Annotated in this window: 14 protein-coding genes; 10 read left to right on the plus strand and 4 right to left on the minus strand. The window is 56.0% G+C overall.

Translation table 11 applies throughout. From position 1 onward, the window contains the following. Nucleotides 1–151 precede the first annotated feature (151 nt). A complete protein-coding gene (locus Q674_RS38605) occupies nucleotides 152–763 on the plus strand; it encodes a tRNA-(ms[2]io[6]A)-hydroxylase (protein WP_031210476.1) in 612 nt (203 codons plus the stop codon). Here the strand turns inward: Q674_RS38605 and Q674_RS38610 are convergent. Then, nucleotides 736–1,641 (minus strand): LysR family transcriptional regulator, encoded by a 906-nt coding sequence (locus Q674_RS38610; protein WP_023009938.1) that lies wholly within the window; start codon nucleotides 1,639–1,641, stop codon nucleotides 736–738. The genes Q674_RS38605 and Q674_RS38610 overlap by 28 nt on opposite strands. Before the next feature lie 136 nt (nucleotides 1,642–1,777). Here Q674_RS38610 and Q674_RS38615 point away from each other — a divergent pair, with 136 nt between their 5' ends. Next, complete coding sequence (locus tag Q674_RS38615; protein ID WP_011785332.1) at nucleotides 1,778–2,548, plus strand: ferredoxin--NADP reductase; 771 nt, start codon at nucleotides 1,778–1,780, stop codon at nucleotides 2,546–2,548. Between the two features lie 107 nt (nucleotides 2,549–2,655). Then, the gene (locus Q674_RS38620; protein ID WP_011785331.1) at nucleotides 2,656–3,057 is read left to right on the plus strand and encodes an acyl-CoA thioesterase; all 402 of its coding nucleotides are present in this window, start codon (nucleotides 2,656–2,658) and stop codon (nucleotides 3,055–3,057) included. Nucleotides 3,058–3,127: 70 nt separating this feature from the next. On the opposite strand, the gene Q674_RS38625 is transcribed toward Q674_RS38620, so the two are convergent. Further along, entirely contained in the window at nucleotides 3,128–3,880 is a 753-nt protein-coding gene (locus Q674_RS38625; protein WP_022991769.1) for a Crp/Fnr family transcriptional regulator, read from the minus strand. 254 nt (nucleotides 3,881–4,134) lie between these two features. On the opposite strand from Q674_RS38625, the gene Q674_RS38630 reads away from it, so the two are divergent. From Q674_RS38630 to chaB, 4 genes are all read left to right on the plus strand, one after another. Further along, on the plus strand, nucleotides 4,135–4,761 hold the full coding sequence (locus Q674_RS38630) for a response regulator (protein ID WP_227501259.1): 627 nt from the start codon (nucleotides 4,135–4,137) through the stop codon (nucleotides 4,759–4,761). Nucleotides 4,762–4,949: 188 nt separating this feature from the next. Then, nucleotides 4,950–5,783, plus strand: a complete 834-nt coding sequence (locus tag Q674_RS38635) for a hypothetical protein (RefSeq protein WP_023009940.1) — start codon at nucleotides 4,950–4,952, stop codon at nucleotides 5,781–5,783. Between the two features lie 164 nt (nucleotides 5,784–5,947). Beyond that, nucleotides 5,948–6,805, plus strand: a complete 858-nt coding sequence (gene thpD / locus Q674_RS38640; RefSeq protein WP_023009941.1) for an ectoine hydroxylase — start codon at nucleotides 5,948–5,950, stop codon at nucleotides 6,803–6,805. Between the two features lie 45 nt (nucleotides 6,806–6,850). Then, a complete protein-coding gene (chaB, locus tag Q674_RS38645; protein ID WP_011785326.1) occupies nucleotides 6,851–7,081 on the plus strand; it encodes a putative cation transport regulator ChaB in 231 nt (76 codons plus the stop codon). A gap of 32 nt (nucleotides 7,082–7,113) precedes the next feature. On the opposite strand, the gene lpxH is transcribed toward chaB, so the two are convergent. Together lpxH and Q674_RS38655 are read right to left on the minus strand one after the other, a co-directional pair. Continuing rightward, the gene (gene lpxH, locus Q674_RS38650; protein WP_023009942.1) at nucleotides 7,114–7,848 is read right to left on the minus strand and encodes a UDP-2,3-diacylglucosamine diphosphatase; all 735 of its coding nucleotides are present in this window, start codon (nucleotides 7,846–7,848) and stop codon (nucleotides 7,114–7,116) included. Further along, the gene (locus Q674_RS38655) at nucleotides 7,845–8,345 is read right to left on the minus strand and encodes a peptidylprolyl isomerase (RefSeq protein WP_011785324.1); all 501 of its coding nucleotides are present in this window, start codon (nucleotides 8,343–8,345) and stop codon (nucleotides 7,845–7,847) included. Before Q674_RS38655 ends, lpxH begins: the two co-directional genes overlap by 4 nt. Nucleotides 8,346–8,506: 161 nt before the next feature. On the opposite strand from Q674_RS38655, the gene Q674_RS38660 reads away from it, so the two are divergent. The 3 genes from Q674_RS38660 to Q674_RS38670 all read left to right on the plus strand — a co-directional run bounded on the left by Q674_RS38660 (nucleotide 8,507) and on the right by Q674_RS38670 (nucleotide 13,904). After that, nucleotides 8,507–10,186, plus strand: coding sequence for a glutamine--tRNA ligase/YqeY domain fusion protein (locus tag Q674_RS38660; protein WP_023009943.1), 1,680 nt, complete (start codon nucleotides 8,507–8,509; stop codon nucleotides 10,184–10,186). Then, nucleotides 10,186–11,577, plus strand: a complete 1,392-nt coding sequence (cysS, locus tag Q674_RS38665) for a cysteine--tRNA ligase (protein WP_023009944.1) — start codon at nucleotides 10,186–10,188, stop codon at nucleotides 11,575–11,577. Before Q674_RS38660 ends, cysS begins: the two co-directional genes overlap by 1 nt. A gap of 146 nt (nucleotides 11,578–11,723) precedes the next feature. Then, complete coding sequence (locus Q674_RS38670; protein ID WP_023009945.1) at nucleotides 11,724–13,904, plus strand: malate synthase G; 2,181 nt, start codon at nucleotides 11,724–11,726, stop codon at nucleotides 13,902–13,904. Nucleotides 13,905–13,924: the final 20 nt, after the last annotated feature.

The raw sequence follows: 13,924 nt of genomic DNA on the forward strand, positions 1-13,924 counted from the left end.
CTGATGGGGTTTCAGGATTTATTCAGAGACTCCTTGATCTGGCGCTGCATTCTATAGGAAACCCCTTATAAAGTTAAGTTGGACAGAGGTCGGAGGAATCTGTTAAGTGCGCTATACTCCGGCCTCCCGAATTTTCAGCCTGAACCGCGATATGAACGACGCCCTGCAAGAAATTCACGATTTCCTACCGTGCCGTACCCCGCAAACCTGGATTGACAGCGCCCTGGCAAACCAGGACCTGCTGCTGATCGACCATGCGCATTGTGAAAAAAAGGCCGCGTCCACGGCGCTGAGTCTGATGTACCGTTACGTGGACAACACCGAGTTGCTCAACAAGATGTCGCGTCTGGCCCGTGAGGAACTCAGGCACTTCGAGCAGGTACTGGCGATCATGAAAAAGCGGGGGGTTACCTATACCCATCTGTCACCGGCACGGTATGCCGCCGGCCTGAGGGAAGCGGTACGAACAGAAGATCCCGGGCGGCTGGTCGATGTCTTGATCGTCGGCGCCATTATTGAGGCCAGATCCTGTGAGCGTTTTGCGGCACTGGCTCCCTCGCTGGATGAAAAGCTGGCTGAGTTCTACAACAGCCTGCTTAAATCCGAGGCACGTCATTACCAGGATTACCTGAAGCTGGCCGAGCAGGCCAATGGTGGCCCGGTGGATGACCGCGTCGCGGAGTTTCTGGCTATCGAGCAGAAGCTGATCGAATCTCCGGATTCCGAGTTCCGCTTTCACAGCGGCCCGGTTCTGGCAGGTTGAAGCTCCTGGCAAAGTGACATCCAGCGGGCGATTCCGGCGCTGCGGTATTTCTGTTTGTGCAGAATGAAGTAGAACTGACGGTCGAATTTCCGATAGTCGGGGACGCTCAGGGGGACCAGGCTACCGCGTTTGAAAGCGTCGGCCAGGACTACTTTGGACAGACATCCGATGCCCAGATCCGCCTCTACGGCCCGTTTGATGGCCTCGGTATGTTCCAGTTCCAGCAGGATGTTGAGGTCTGGCAACAGGCCGTGCATCCCCCGTTCGAAGCTCTGCCGCGTGCCAGATCCCGGTTCCCTCATAATCCAGACCGCCTGACGAAGGTCCTCGTCGGTCAGAGCCTGTTTTCGGGCCAGGGGGTGTGACGGAGAGCAGAATACCGTCAGTTCGTCTTCCCGCCAGGGAATTACCTCCAGCTCCGGGGACTGTAGCTCGCCTTCAATCAGACCGATATCCAATTCGAAGTCCCGGACTCGGCGGGCTATGGAGCTGGTGTTGGCCACCTCCAGTGAAACTTTCGGGCGGGTAGGGGTATTCATGTATTTGGCCATCACGCCCACGGCCAGATAGTTCCCTATAGTCAGAGTCGCACCGACTTTCAGGGCGCCGACTTCTGAATGTTTACTGAAGGCCTGTTCCAGTTCCGTGGCCTGCGCCAGCAGGGACTCTGCCTTGGGCCGGTAGAGGCGGCCAAGCTCGTTCAATTGCAGCCGTTTGCCCACGCGGTCAAAGAGCTGGATATCGAACTGATTCTCCAGTTCTTTCAGGGCGCTGCTGGCGGCGGACTGGGACATAGCCAGCGATTCGGCAGCCCGGGTGATGTTCTGGAAATGGGCGGCGGCCAGGAAAACTTCGAGCTGACGAAAGCTGTATTTCATGAGGTGTCTTCCGGTGGAAATTGTTTATCGGAAAAATCGAATAGCCTTATGAAAACAGCCCGTTTTGTCGATTTCAAGCAAAAGGTTAAACTATTATCAATTCCTGATGGACTGACGTTAATAGGCGAGGGCTCCCATGAGCAACCTGATGAAAGAAACCGTAACCAGTGTGCACCACTGGAACGATACGCTGTTCAGCTTCAAGACCAGTCGGGATCCCGGCTTCCGCTTCAAGAACGGTCATTTTGTGATGATTGGTCTGGAGACGGATGGTAAACCGTTGATGCGCGCCTACAGTATCGCCAGTGCGAACTATGAAGAAGAGCTGGAGTTTTTCTCTATCAAAGTTCCTGATGGCCCGCTGACCTCGCGCCTGCAACAGATCAAAGTGGGTGACGAGATTCTGGTCAGCCGCAAGCCGACGGGTACACTGGTACTGGACAATCTTCTGCCGGGCCGAAATCTCTGGCTAATCAGCACCGGCACCGGGTTGGCACCGTTCATGAGCATCATCAAGGATCCGGAAGTTTACGAAGCCTATGACAAGGTGATTCTCACCCACGGTGTGCGCTACATCTCCGAGCTGGCGTACCAGCAAGAGATTGAAGAACTGCCGGAGAACGAATTCTTTGGTGAGATGGTCAGTGGCAAGCTGGTGTATTACCCGACCGTGACCCGGGAGCCCTTCCGCAACCAGGGTCGTCTGACGGATGCCATGGAAACCGGCAAGATCACACGGGATCTGGGGTTGCCGGATTTCGACGTGGAGCAGGACCGCTTCATGATCTGTGGCAGCCCGAGCATGCTGAAGGACACCTGTGCCATTCTCGATAACATGGGCTTCCGCGAAGCCCGTGGTGGCGACATGGGCCACTATGTGATTGAGCGGGCTTTTGTGGAGCAGTAACTGCGACCAAAGTACTAGCGGAAAATCCTGTGGTTAACGCCACAGGATTTTTTTCGCGAGAGAATTTGTGTGTATAGTTTGCGCTCTTTCACAGCAGGACTATGCCCATGTTTACCCTCGACATTCAGCCTCGCTTCAGTGATACCGATGCGCTTGGCCATATCAGCAATACCTCCCTGCCGGTCTGGTTCGAACAGGGACGTACTCCGATATTTCGGATTTTCCACCCGTCGCTGGACGTAAAAACCTGGCCGCTGATCATTGCTCGGCTGGAGATCGACCTGTTGGCCCAGAGTTACTGGCACTTGCCCGTTGAGATCAGAACCGGCGTGGGCAACATTGGTAACAGCTCGTTCCAGGTGGTTCAGGAGGCCTGGCAGAATGGCAAGCAGATCGCCCGTGGTGTCGCGACACTGATTCACTTCGATTACGAAAATGAAAAGTCTGTTCCCATCCCTGACGCCATCAAGGCAGAATTAGCCGAACACAAGGTCAAGGATACCGCGTAACTTCGTCGTGGATGGAAGGCAGCGATCTCAAGGGTCTCTTGCCTGGTGATGGTGCTTGCACGGTCCTGGTCTATAACTGCCTGAATTGCCCAGCCTCGCCCATGGCAGCCTGGATATCTTCCTCGAGATAGGTCGGGTCGAACCTTGCAATTTCCTTGAGACGCTTCAGGTCTTGTAGCTGAACCCCAGAGCTGGGCGAGCTAACCAATCCCTCGTCCTTGAGCTCCTGAAACACCCTGTTTACGTGGACGGCACTAAGGCCAAGAGCGTCGGCAATCAGTGACTGCGTGAGGGGAAGGTGTAGTGGCTGGTTTGGCTGGGTAACGGTCCTGTCCACACGATAGACGGTTTCAACCAGGAAATGAGCAACCTTTTCCCGCGCGGACCGGCGTCCCAGGTTAACCAGGCGCTCAATCAGGATGGCCTGATCTCGTGATCCGATCGTGAAAAAAATGTTGCAAAGCAACAAGGATTCCGCGAAGACTTCTGTCAGACGAGACCGGGGAAAGGCACACAGCACTCCGTCCGTGAGCATCCTCAAGCCGGATACACGACTCCGGAACGCATAGTCCCTCAAACCGATCACATTACCCGGCACGTAGACGTCCAGCACCTGACGGGTGCCGTCCTCCAGGTCTCTGAAGGAGTAAGCCCAGCCTTGCTTCAGCGAGTAGAAATCTCCGGGTGTATCCCCCTGGCACCACACATAGCTGTTCTTGCCGTAGTCTTTGGGATTTTTCTCGAGGGATGCCAGCAGCTCTGCCTCAGAACGGGAGATAGGGGCGTAGCTCTCGAAGTGTTTGATAATGCAGCCGGTTTCCATGTGATTTGCTTCCCTTCGTGCCGCCTATTGAAAAACTATTGATAGCAAAGGTATGAAGTTGGGGCAAGGCTCGGTAGGAGGCTGGCGCATCGCGGTAATCGTCTCGGTTTAACCTATGTTAACGACGCTTAAATGATGGGTTGTTAGGTTGGAGTTACATTTCGAGTGAATTTAAGGAAACTAGAATCAGATTCCCATTCAGAGATCAGAGCGCATCGGGTGCGCTGGTGCAGCGGCCTTGCTCTGCCTCACTCATGACGATTGCTGGAGTAGCAGCGTTGATTGCCCTGGAGTGGACGCTGTTTTCGAACTTCGAGATACGGTTTATCAATTATTGGCTCCCATACCACGCTCCCCTGACGTTTCTCCTTGCGCTGACGCTGATGGTTCTGGCTCTGAGGAGTTGGGTCAGGTTGATGCTTGGAGGGGAGCGCATTTCGACCATTCTGGAAGAGAACCCGGCACCGCGTTCGCCGTCCAGACCGGAGCCCCTGGCGAGTCGACTGGGGTTTTCACTGCCTGTCCGAGTGCTTGTAGTGGATGACGATGCGGGGGTACGGATGGTGATGTGCAAGAAGCTCTCCAACCTGGGCGTTCAGGTGACCGGCGTCTGTGATGGTGTGGAGGCACTCCTGGCCGTTGCGGATGATCGCTGGGACCTGGTCTTGATGGACGGCGAAATGCCTTTTATGGATGGAATCGAAGCCATCAGGGCCATTCGCCATCAGAATCTCCTCCCGGTATACACACCAATAGTGACCATCTCTGCGAACCGCAGCCAGGACTATCGTCAGGCCTGTGTTGATGCCGGAACAACGGCCTGTCGGGCCAAGCCTCGAGATACCCGGGATCTGGAAGCGCTTATGGATGAGTTCTTGTGAAGCTTTTGGGTGGCAAGGGATTTGCGGGGATGCCAGTGAGTGGTGTATATCCGGTGAGGGCGGGTTCAAAGTTACAACTGACTGAAAAGGTCTGAGCAATCCGGTGGCGTATATGCGGCGATCGTTCAGCCTGCTCTTTCACTCTGATTCACCGATAGGTACTGGTTTTGTTGCTGAGAGAGAGTAGCGTGCACAAGTGGCTTGTGGTCGGCCTTATAGTGGCCATTCTCACCGTGGTGTTGGCGGATCAGTTGACTCGGAAGCCGGCCGTGCCAGCGCTTGCGCTCTCCGAGCGGCAACTGGAATGGGTTGGTGAGCAGATATTTCGTAATGAGTGTGCCGGGCGCTATGACTGCCTGGTGCACTGGAATCAGGGAGAGGCCTTTCCATCGCTGGGCATCGGGCATTTTATCTGGTACCCCGAGGGCGTGAACGAGCGTTTTGTGGAGAGTTTCCCTGATCTGATTCGCTTCATGAAAGCCCGCGCAGTGGCGATGCCTGACTGGTTAACGGAAGATCCGGTACCGGATGCCCCATGGCCGGACCAGAACGCGTTTATTGAAGCCGCAGGCAGTCAACGACTGGCGGAACTGCGTGCCTTTCTGGACCGAACCAAAGCCGTTCAGGTGGCCTTCATTTTCAAGCGAGCAGAGCAATCTCTGCACCGGGTTATAGAAGCCGTGCCGGATGATCAGCGGGACACGGTGACAGCACACATTACTGAACTTTCAAAGAGACCTGGCGGCGTCTATGCCCTGATGGATTATGTGAATTTCAAAGGTGAGGGTTTATCGTCACAAGAGGTCTACAGGGGGCAAGGGTGGGGGCTGCGTCAGGTGCTGCTGGAAATGGAACCCGGCAAGGCCGATACGGCCTTGGAGCGCTTTCGCGACGCGGCCGGCCGGGTGCTTACCCGGCGGGCCGAGAACGCAGAGATGCCCATTGAGCGAGAGCGGTGGCTTCCAGGCTGGCTGAAACGCCTTGAAAGCTATCGGGAACCTACCGAAAGCGATGCGTTATAGCCTTACTTTTCAGTAACTTCTAGCGGTTTCCCTTTATAACCTATGTTGTAGTTGGGGCATGTTGCGATTGTTACGTTGAAACCTCATTTTCAGAGTAATGAGGTTTCATCATCATGTTACAACGAGCTGACTTTTACCGAAGCAGAGAGGAAAACGCAGGAAACATGTTTCCCCGGCACGAGCCGATCGTTCACAGCGCGGGGGCGCAGCGCGAGCAAGGGCCACTGGCCCAGCAACAGCTGGCACAATTTGAGCGGGATGGGTTCTTGTGGCTCGAGAACTTCTTTACCCCGGAGATGGTGGCGGGTTTTTTCGATGAGCTGCGAGACATGGCTCAGGACAAGGCCTTCTGTGAGCGGGATGAAGTGATCATGGATGCAAATCGCGAGAAAATCCGGTCGGTGTTTGCGATGCATGAGACTTCCGAGGCGTTTCATCGGTTGACTCGTGATCCTGAATTGCTGGGTATAGCGCAGCAGTTGCTGGGCGGAGACGTCTACATCCACCAGTCCCGGATTAACAGCAAGGCGGGATTTTGCGGCAATGGCTTTGAATGGCACTCGGATTTTGAAACCTGGCACACGGAAGACGGGATGCCCGCCATGCGGGCCGTGAGCGCGTCGATCATGCTGACGGATAATAATGCTTTCAACGGCCCGTTGATGCTGATTCCCGGTTCGCATGAGTATTTTGTGCCCTGTGCCGGTGCCACGCCTGAGAACAACTGGACACAGTCACTGCAGAAGCAGACAGCAGGGGTGCCGTCCCGTGATGCTGTAGGTCAGCTGGCAAATCGACATGGTATTGAGGCGCCCACCGGTCCGGCAGGGTCTCTGCTATTGTTTGAGTGCAATACCCTGCATGCCTCTAACCGGAACATGTCGCCCTGGCCTCGAGCCAATCTGTTCTTTGTTTACAACAGCGTGGACAACTGCCTTGTGGAGCCATTCTGCGGAAGTAAACGGCGTCCTGAGTATCTGGCGGCTCGTGCCAATACCCGGCCATTAAAGCCCTGGCGGTAACGCTGCTAACTATGGGGATCATCTCTTGGCAAAAGGAGGTAAACGATGCCTTATGATCGCAAATCCGATCTGCCAGACGGGGTTCGAAACAATCTGCCTGCGCACGCCCAGGAGATTTATCGCAAAGCGTTCAATTCGGCTTGGGAAGAGTACCGCAACCCTGAAGACCGCCGTGGCGACGCCGATCGTGAAGAAACCGCCCATCGCGTCGCGTGGGCGGCGGTAAAACAGGAATACCACAAAGCCGACGGTAAGTGGGTGAAAGACCACTCTTGATTTCTGGCAGCAGTACCGCTGCCGTCCAGTACCTAGAAGTCAGCGAGTGGCTGGTGCCTCAGGGCAACGGGCTGGTTCTTGCTGGCTTCAAGCCACCAGACATTCTCGTCCCAGTCCCCCAGCACAATCCTGCGGGCAGGCCTGCCATTGGCTTCCAGTTCATGAATGGCGGGGCGATGGGTATGGCCGTGAATCATCAGTTGGACGTCATGGGCTTCCAGTTCTTTCACGACTTCCTCGGGGGTCACATCCATGATGGTCTCAGCCTTGCCCTGATTCTTCGCCATGGAGATTTCCCGCAGTTGCCGTGCCATCAGCTGACGGTCTTTGAGTGGGCGGGCGAGCAGCATTTTCACGGTTTGCGGGTTACGCATGTTGGCCCGGAACTTCTGATATTCCACATCGGCCGTGCACAGGCTGTCACCGTGCATCAGTAGGGCTGGTGTGCCATACAGATCCACTACCGTTGGATCATCCAGCAGGATGGCGCCGGCGCGCGCGCAGAAGTCTTCGCCAATGAGGAAGTCCCGGTTGCCGTGCATCAGGTAAATGTCGGTGCCTGTGTCCCGCACCTCCCGCAAGGCCGCCGCCACCTGTTCCTGCAGCGGTGTGCGCTCGTCATCTCCAATCCAGGCTTCAAAAAAGTCGCCGAGAATGTAAAGACGCTCAACGCCCAGAGCCTTGTCTTTGAGGAAGGACAGAAACGCGCCCGTAATATCCGGGCGCGATTCTTCCAGGTGCAGATCCGAGATAAACAGCGTGGTCACGCGTCCTCCAGAACCTCGGCTTTTTCGATCACTACGTCCTCAAACGGGACGTCCTGGTGGCCGGCGCGCATGGTGGTGCGAACGGCGCGGATCTTGTTGACGGTATCCATGCCCTCGGCCACCTTGCCGAATACGCAGTAGCCCCAGCCCTCTGCGTTCTTGGCGGTGTGGTCCAGAAAACCGTTGTTCTCAACGTTGATGAAGAACTGGGCGGTGGCGGAGTGGGGGTCCATGGTGCGGGCCATGGCAATGGTACCGACCATGTTGCTCAGGCCGTTGTCAGCCTCGTTCTGGATAGGTTCGCGGGTTTTGCGCGGCGTCATGCCAGGCTCAAAGCCGCCGCCCTGAATCATGAAGTTGCTGATAACGCGGTGAAAAATCAGGCCATCGTAGAAGCCGTCGCGAACGTACTGTTCGAAGTTTTTGGCGGTTTCCGGGGCTTTTTCGTAGTCCAGTTCCAGTTTGATATCACCGAAGTTTGTCTGCAGCAGAATCATCAGGGTTTCCTGTATTTTGGGATCGGAATGTTGAAAGTGGCTATTGTACTCAAGAGTTTCGTCCGGTGCATGAGTCCGGCATGGATTTGTGAGTATAATAGGCGGTTTAAACGGAGCATCCGGACAGCTCCCATGATTCATTCCCTGTTAACAGAGATTGTATGAGCGCCGAGTCGAAGAAAGCCCACAACTTTATCCAGAGCCTTATTGAAGACGCCATTGCCAAAGGGGAGCACACCGGCAAGGTGGTCACCCGTTTTCCCCCGGAGCCCAATGGCTATCTGCACATTGGCCATGCCAAATCCATCTGTTTGAACTTTGGCATTGCCGAAACCTTTAACGGTGAGTGCAACCTGCGCTTTGACGACACCAACCCGGAAAAGGAAAACCAGGAGTATATCGACGCTATCAAGCAGGACGTGGAGTGGCTGGGCTATGAGTGGGCCGGCGAGGTGTGTTACGCGTCGGATTACTTTGATCAGCTCTATGCCTTTGCCGAAGAGCTTATTCAGAACGATAAGGCTTATGTCTGTGCTCTTAACGCTGAACAGATGGCCGAGTACCGGGGTTCCCTGAAAGAGCCCGGCAAGAACAGTCCATACCGGGATCGCCCGGTAGAGGAAAGCCTGCAGCTGTTCCGGGACATGCGCGACGGCAAGTTCCAGAACGGTGAGCTGGTGTTGCGGGCCAAGATTGATATGGCATCCCCGAATATCAACCTGCGGGACCCGATTCTGTACCGGATTCGCTATGCGGATCATCACCAGACCGGCAGCAAGTGGTGCATCTATCCGATGTACGATTTTACCCATCCGATCTCCGATGCCCTGGAAGGCGTTACCCATTCCCTGTGTACCCTGGAATTCGAGGATCACCGGCCGCTGTACGACTGGGTGCTGGATAACATCACCATCCCCTGTCATCCGCGCCAGATCGAATTTGCCCGGCTGAATCTGAACTACACCATTACCAGCAAGCGCAAACTGAAGCGGCTGGTGGATGAAAACGTGGTGGACGGCTGGAACGATCCCCGGATGCCGACGATTTCCGGCATGCGCCGTCGTGGTTACACACCGGAGTCCATTCGCAACTTCTGCGACATGATCGGCGTGAACAAGGCCGGTGGCACCGTGGATGTCGGTATGCTGGAGCACGCTATCCGAGAAGATCTGAATAACCGTGCGCCCCGCGCCATGTGCGTGATGCGTCCGCTCAAGGTCACCCTGACCAACTATCCGGCTGACCAGACGGAAACCCTCACTCTGCCAGTGCATCCGCAGAATCCGGATATGGGCGAGCGGGAAGTGACCTGGAGTCAGACCCTGTTTATTGACCGGGAAGATTTCGAGGTAGAGCCGCCGCGTAAGTGGAAGCGGCTGGCCCCGGACCAGGCGGTGCGGCTGCGCGGTGGTTACGTGATGACCTGCAAAGCGGTTGTGCGTGACGGCAGCGGCGAGATTGTCGAGCTCAAGTGCGAATACGATCCGAATACCCTGGGCGTGAACCCGGAGGGCTACAAACCCAATGGCGTGATTCACTGGGTGTCGGCCAGCGACAGCGTGGAGACGGATATCAATCTTTACGACCGCCTGTTCAACCACGAATCTCCGGACAGCGACAAGGAAGGCGATTTTCTGGATCATCTGAACCCGGAATCTCTGGTCGTTCTCAAAGGTGCCCGCGTTGAGAAAAGTCTGGCTCAGCCCCGTACCGATCTGCCGTACCAGTTCGAGCGCGAGGGATACTTTTTCTGCGACCAGGAACTGACTGAAAAGTCTGGCAAGCCGGTGTTCAATCGTACCGTAACGCTGCGGGATTCCTGGGGTAAGGGAGGCAAGTAATGCGTATCTACAATACGCTGACACAGCAAAAGGAAGCGTTCAAAACCCTGGAGCCTGGCAAGGTTCGTATGTACGTGTGCGGCATGACTGTCTACGACTATTGCCATCTGGGGCATGCTCGGGTGCTGGTGGCGTTTGACGTGGTGACTCGGTATCTGCGGCATCGCGGGTACGACGTACACTACGTGCGCAACATTACCGATATCGACGACAAGATCCTGCGCCGGGCTGATGAAAACGGTGAGGTGTATACCGACCTGACCGACCGGATGATCCGGGCCATGCACGAGGATGAGGCGAAGCTCGGCGTGCTGTCACCCAACGATGAGCCCCGGGCGACTGCCTTCATCGACGACATCATTGCCATGATCCAGAAGCTGATCGCTGGTGGCCACGCCTACGTTGCCGGTAATGGCGACGTGTACTTTGCCGTGGAGTCTTTCTCGGATTACGGCAAGCTCAGCAAGAAAAAGCTGGAAGATCTGGTAGCCGGTGCTCGAGTGGATGTGCAGGAGGCCAAGCGCAGCCCTGCAGACTTTGCGCTCTGGAAGGCCGCCAAGCCAGGCGAGGTGAGCTGGCAGTCGCCGTGGGGCGAAGGTCGTCCCGGATGGCATATTGAGTGTTCCGCCATGTCCACCAAGTGCCTGGGTGATACCTTCGATATTCACGGTGGTGGCCCGGATCTGCTGTTCCCCCATCATGAAAACGAAATTGCCCAGTCAGAATGTGCCACTGGCCACACCTTTGTGCACACCTGGATGCACGCTGGCGCCATTCGGGTGAACAAGGAAAAGATGTCCAAATCACTGGGCAACTTTTTTACTATTCGCGAAATCCTGGAGAAGTACCCGGCGGAAGTGGTTCGCTATTTCCTGGTGTCCAGCCACTACCGGAGCCAGGTGGACTATTCCGAGGATAACCTGGCGGAGGCCGGGCGAACCTTGACCAAGCTCTATCATGCCCTGCGGGGTATCGTGCCGGCGAAAGAAGCGGATGTAGCGGAAACGGACCACGACCGTCGTTTTGCCGAGGTAATGGATGATGATTTCAATACTGCTGGCGCCATTGCCGTGCTGCATGCAGTGGCGAATGACATCAATCATTACCGCCGGGAAGGTGATGAAGAAGCCGCCAAGCGCAGCGCGGCCGTTCTGGTGCGGCTGGGTGCTGTGCTCGGTCTGCTGCAGCAGAACCCGGAAGCCTTCTTCCAGGCGGATACCGGCAGTGAGCTGACCGCCGAGGACATCGAGGCCATGATTCAGGCCCGTGCCGATGCCCGTAAAGCCAAAGACTTTGCGGAGGCCGATCGCATTCGCGATGATCTGCTGGAGAAGGGCATTATCCTGGATGACAGCCGTGAAGGAACCACCTGGCGCCGGAGCCAGGACTGAGTTGATTCGCGCAATGTCGCATTGTGCCGGTGGGAATGACCTTGTAGGGAATTTCACGTACAATGCGGCGCTCTAATCAGAACGTCCCCGCGCTATCGGCGCCATCAGGGGAGTCGGGAACTACAAACCCATTGAGGCAAGCAACGATGACAGAACGCGTTCAAGTTGGCGGCATCCAGATCGCCAAGAATCTGTACGATTTTGTAAATAACGAAGCGATTCCGGGCACCGGTATTGAAGCTGACAAGTTCTGGGCCGAGTTCGACAAGATCGTGAACGAGCTCGCTCCGCGCAATCGCGAGCTGCTGCTCAAGCGTGACGAAATCCAGGAAAAAATGGATACCTGGAACCGCGAGCACAAGGGCCAGAAACTGGACATGGCCGAGTACAAGGCGTTTCTGAAAGACATCGGCTACCTGGTAGATGAGCCGGCGGATTTCAAAATCTCCACCTCCAATGTGGATCCGGAAATCGCCACCATGGCCGGCCCGCAGCTGGTTGTGCCGGTCATGAATGCCCGTTTCGCCCTGAACGCGGCTAACGCTCGCTGGGGTAGCCTGTACGATGCCCTGTACGGTACCGACGCTATTTCTGAGGAAAACGGTGCTGAGAAGGGCCGTGGCTACAACCCGGTTCGTGGCGCCAAGGTGATTGAGTGGGCCCGCAACCTGCTGGATGGCTCTGCGCCTCTGGCTTCCGGTAGCCATAAAGACGCCGCAAAATACTATATCGACGGCGGCAAGCTGGCGGTTAAACTTCAGAACGGTGACGTGACCGGTCTGAAAGACGAGTCCGGTTTTGTGGGTTACACCGGCGCTGCCGATGCCCCCACTGGCGTTTTGCTGGTGAAGAATGGCATGCATTTCGAAATCCAGATTGATGCCAGCCATCCGATCGGCAAGGATGACGGTGCCCACGTTAAAGACGTTCTGATGGAATCGGCCCTGACCACCATCATGGACTGCGAAGACTCCGTTGCCGCGGTAGATGCTGATGACAAGGTTGTCGCCTACAAGAATTGGCTTGGCCTGATGAAGGGCGATCTGGAAGAGTCCTTCGAGAAGGGCGGCCAGATGATGACTCGTCGCATGAATGGCGACCGCACCTACACTGGCGCCGATGGCAGCGAGCTGACCCTCAAGGGCCGCAGCCTGCTGTTCGTTCGTAACGTTGGCCACCTGATGACTAACCCGGCCATTCTGCTGAAGGATGGTAGCGAAATCCCCGAGGGTCTGATGGACGGCCTGGTAACATCCCTGATCGCCATCCACGACCTGAAGGGCGACGGCAAATTCCAGAACAGCACCAAGGGTTCTGTGTACATTGTTAAGCCCAAGCAGCACGGCCCAGAAGAAGTGGCGTTCACCAATGAATTCTTCGGTCGTGTTGAAGATGCTCTTGGTCTGCCGCGCTTCACCCTGAAAGTGGGCATCATGGACGAAGAGCGTCGCACCACCGTGAACCTGAAGGCCTGTATCCATGCGGCCAAAGAGCGCACTGTGTTTATCAATACCGGCTTCCTGGATCGCACCGGTGATGAGATTCATACCTCCATGGAGTTGGGTCCCTTCATCCGTAAGGGCCCGATGAAGCAGGCTGCCTGGATCAACGCCTACGAGCAGTGGAACGTGGACATCGGCCTGGAAGCCGGTCTGTCTGGCGTTGCCCAGATTGGTAAGGGTATGTGGGCCATGCCGGATCTGATGGCAGGCATGCTGGAGGCCAAGATCGGTCATCCGAAAGCTGGTGCCAACACCGCCTGGGTTCCGTCTCCGACAGCCGCTACCTTGCATGCCACTCATTACCACCAAGTGAACGTGTTTGATGTGCAGAAAGAGCTGGCTAACCGTCAGCGCGCGTCTCTGGACGACATCCTGACTGTGCCGGTGATGGAGGATCCGTCCTCCTTGAGCGCCGAAGACATTCAGCAGGAACTGGACAACAACGTCCAGGGTATCCTTGGCTACGTTGTACGCTGGATCGACCAGGGTGTGGGCTGCTCCAAGGTGCCTGACATCAACGATGTGGGCCTGATGGAAGACCGTGCGACACTGCGTATTTCTTCGCAGTTGCTGACCAACTGGTTGTACCACGGCATCTGCTCTGAAGAGCAGATCATGGAAACCATGAAGCGCATGGCTGCGGTTGTTGATAAACAGAACGCTGGTGATGCGGCATACCGCAACATGGCTCCGAACTTTGATGACAGCATCGCCTTCCAGGCCGCTGTGGATCTGGTTCTGAAGGGGCGCGAACAGCCGGCCGGTTACACTGAGCCGCTGTTGCATGCTTACCGTCAGAAGGCCAAGGCCAAATACGGGCAGTAAAGCGCCCGTCCATAAAAAAC

The organism is Marinobacter sp. EVN1 (genome assembly GCF_000475375.1).
Taxonomy (GTDB): Bacteria; Pseudomonadota; Gammaproteobacteria; order Pseudomonadales; family Oleiphilaceae; genus Marinobacter; species Marinobacter nauticus.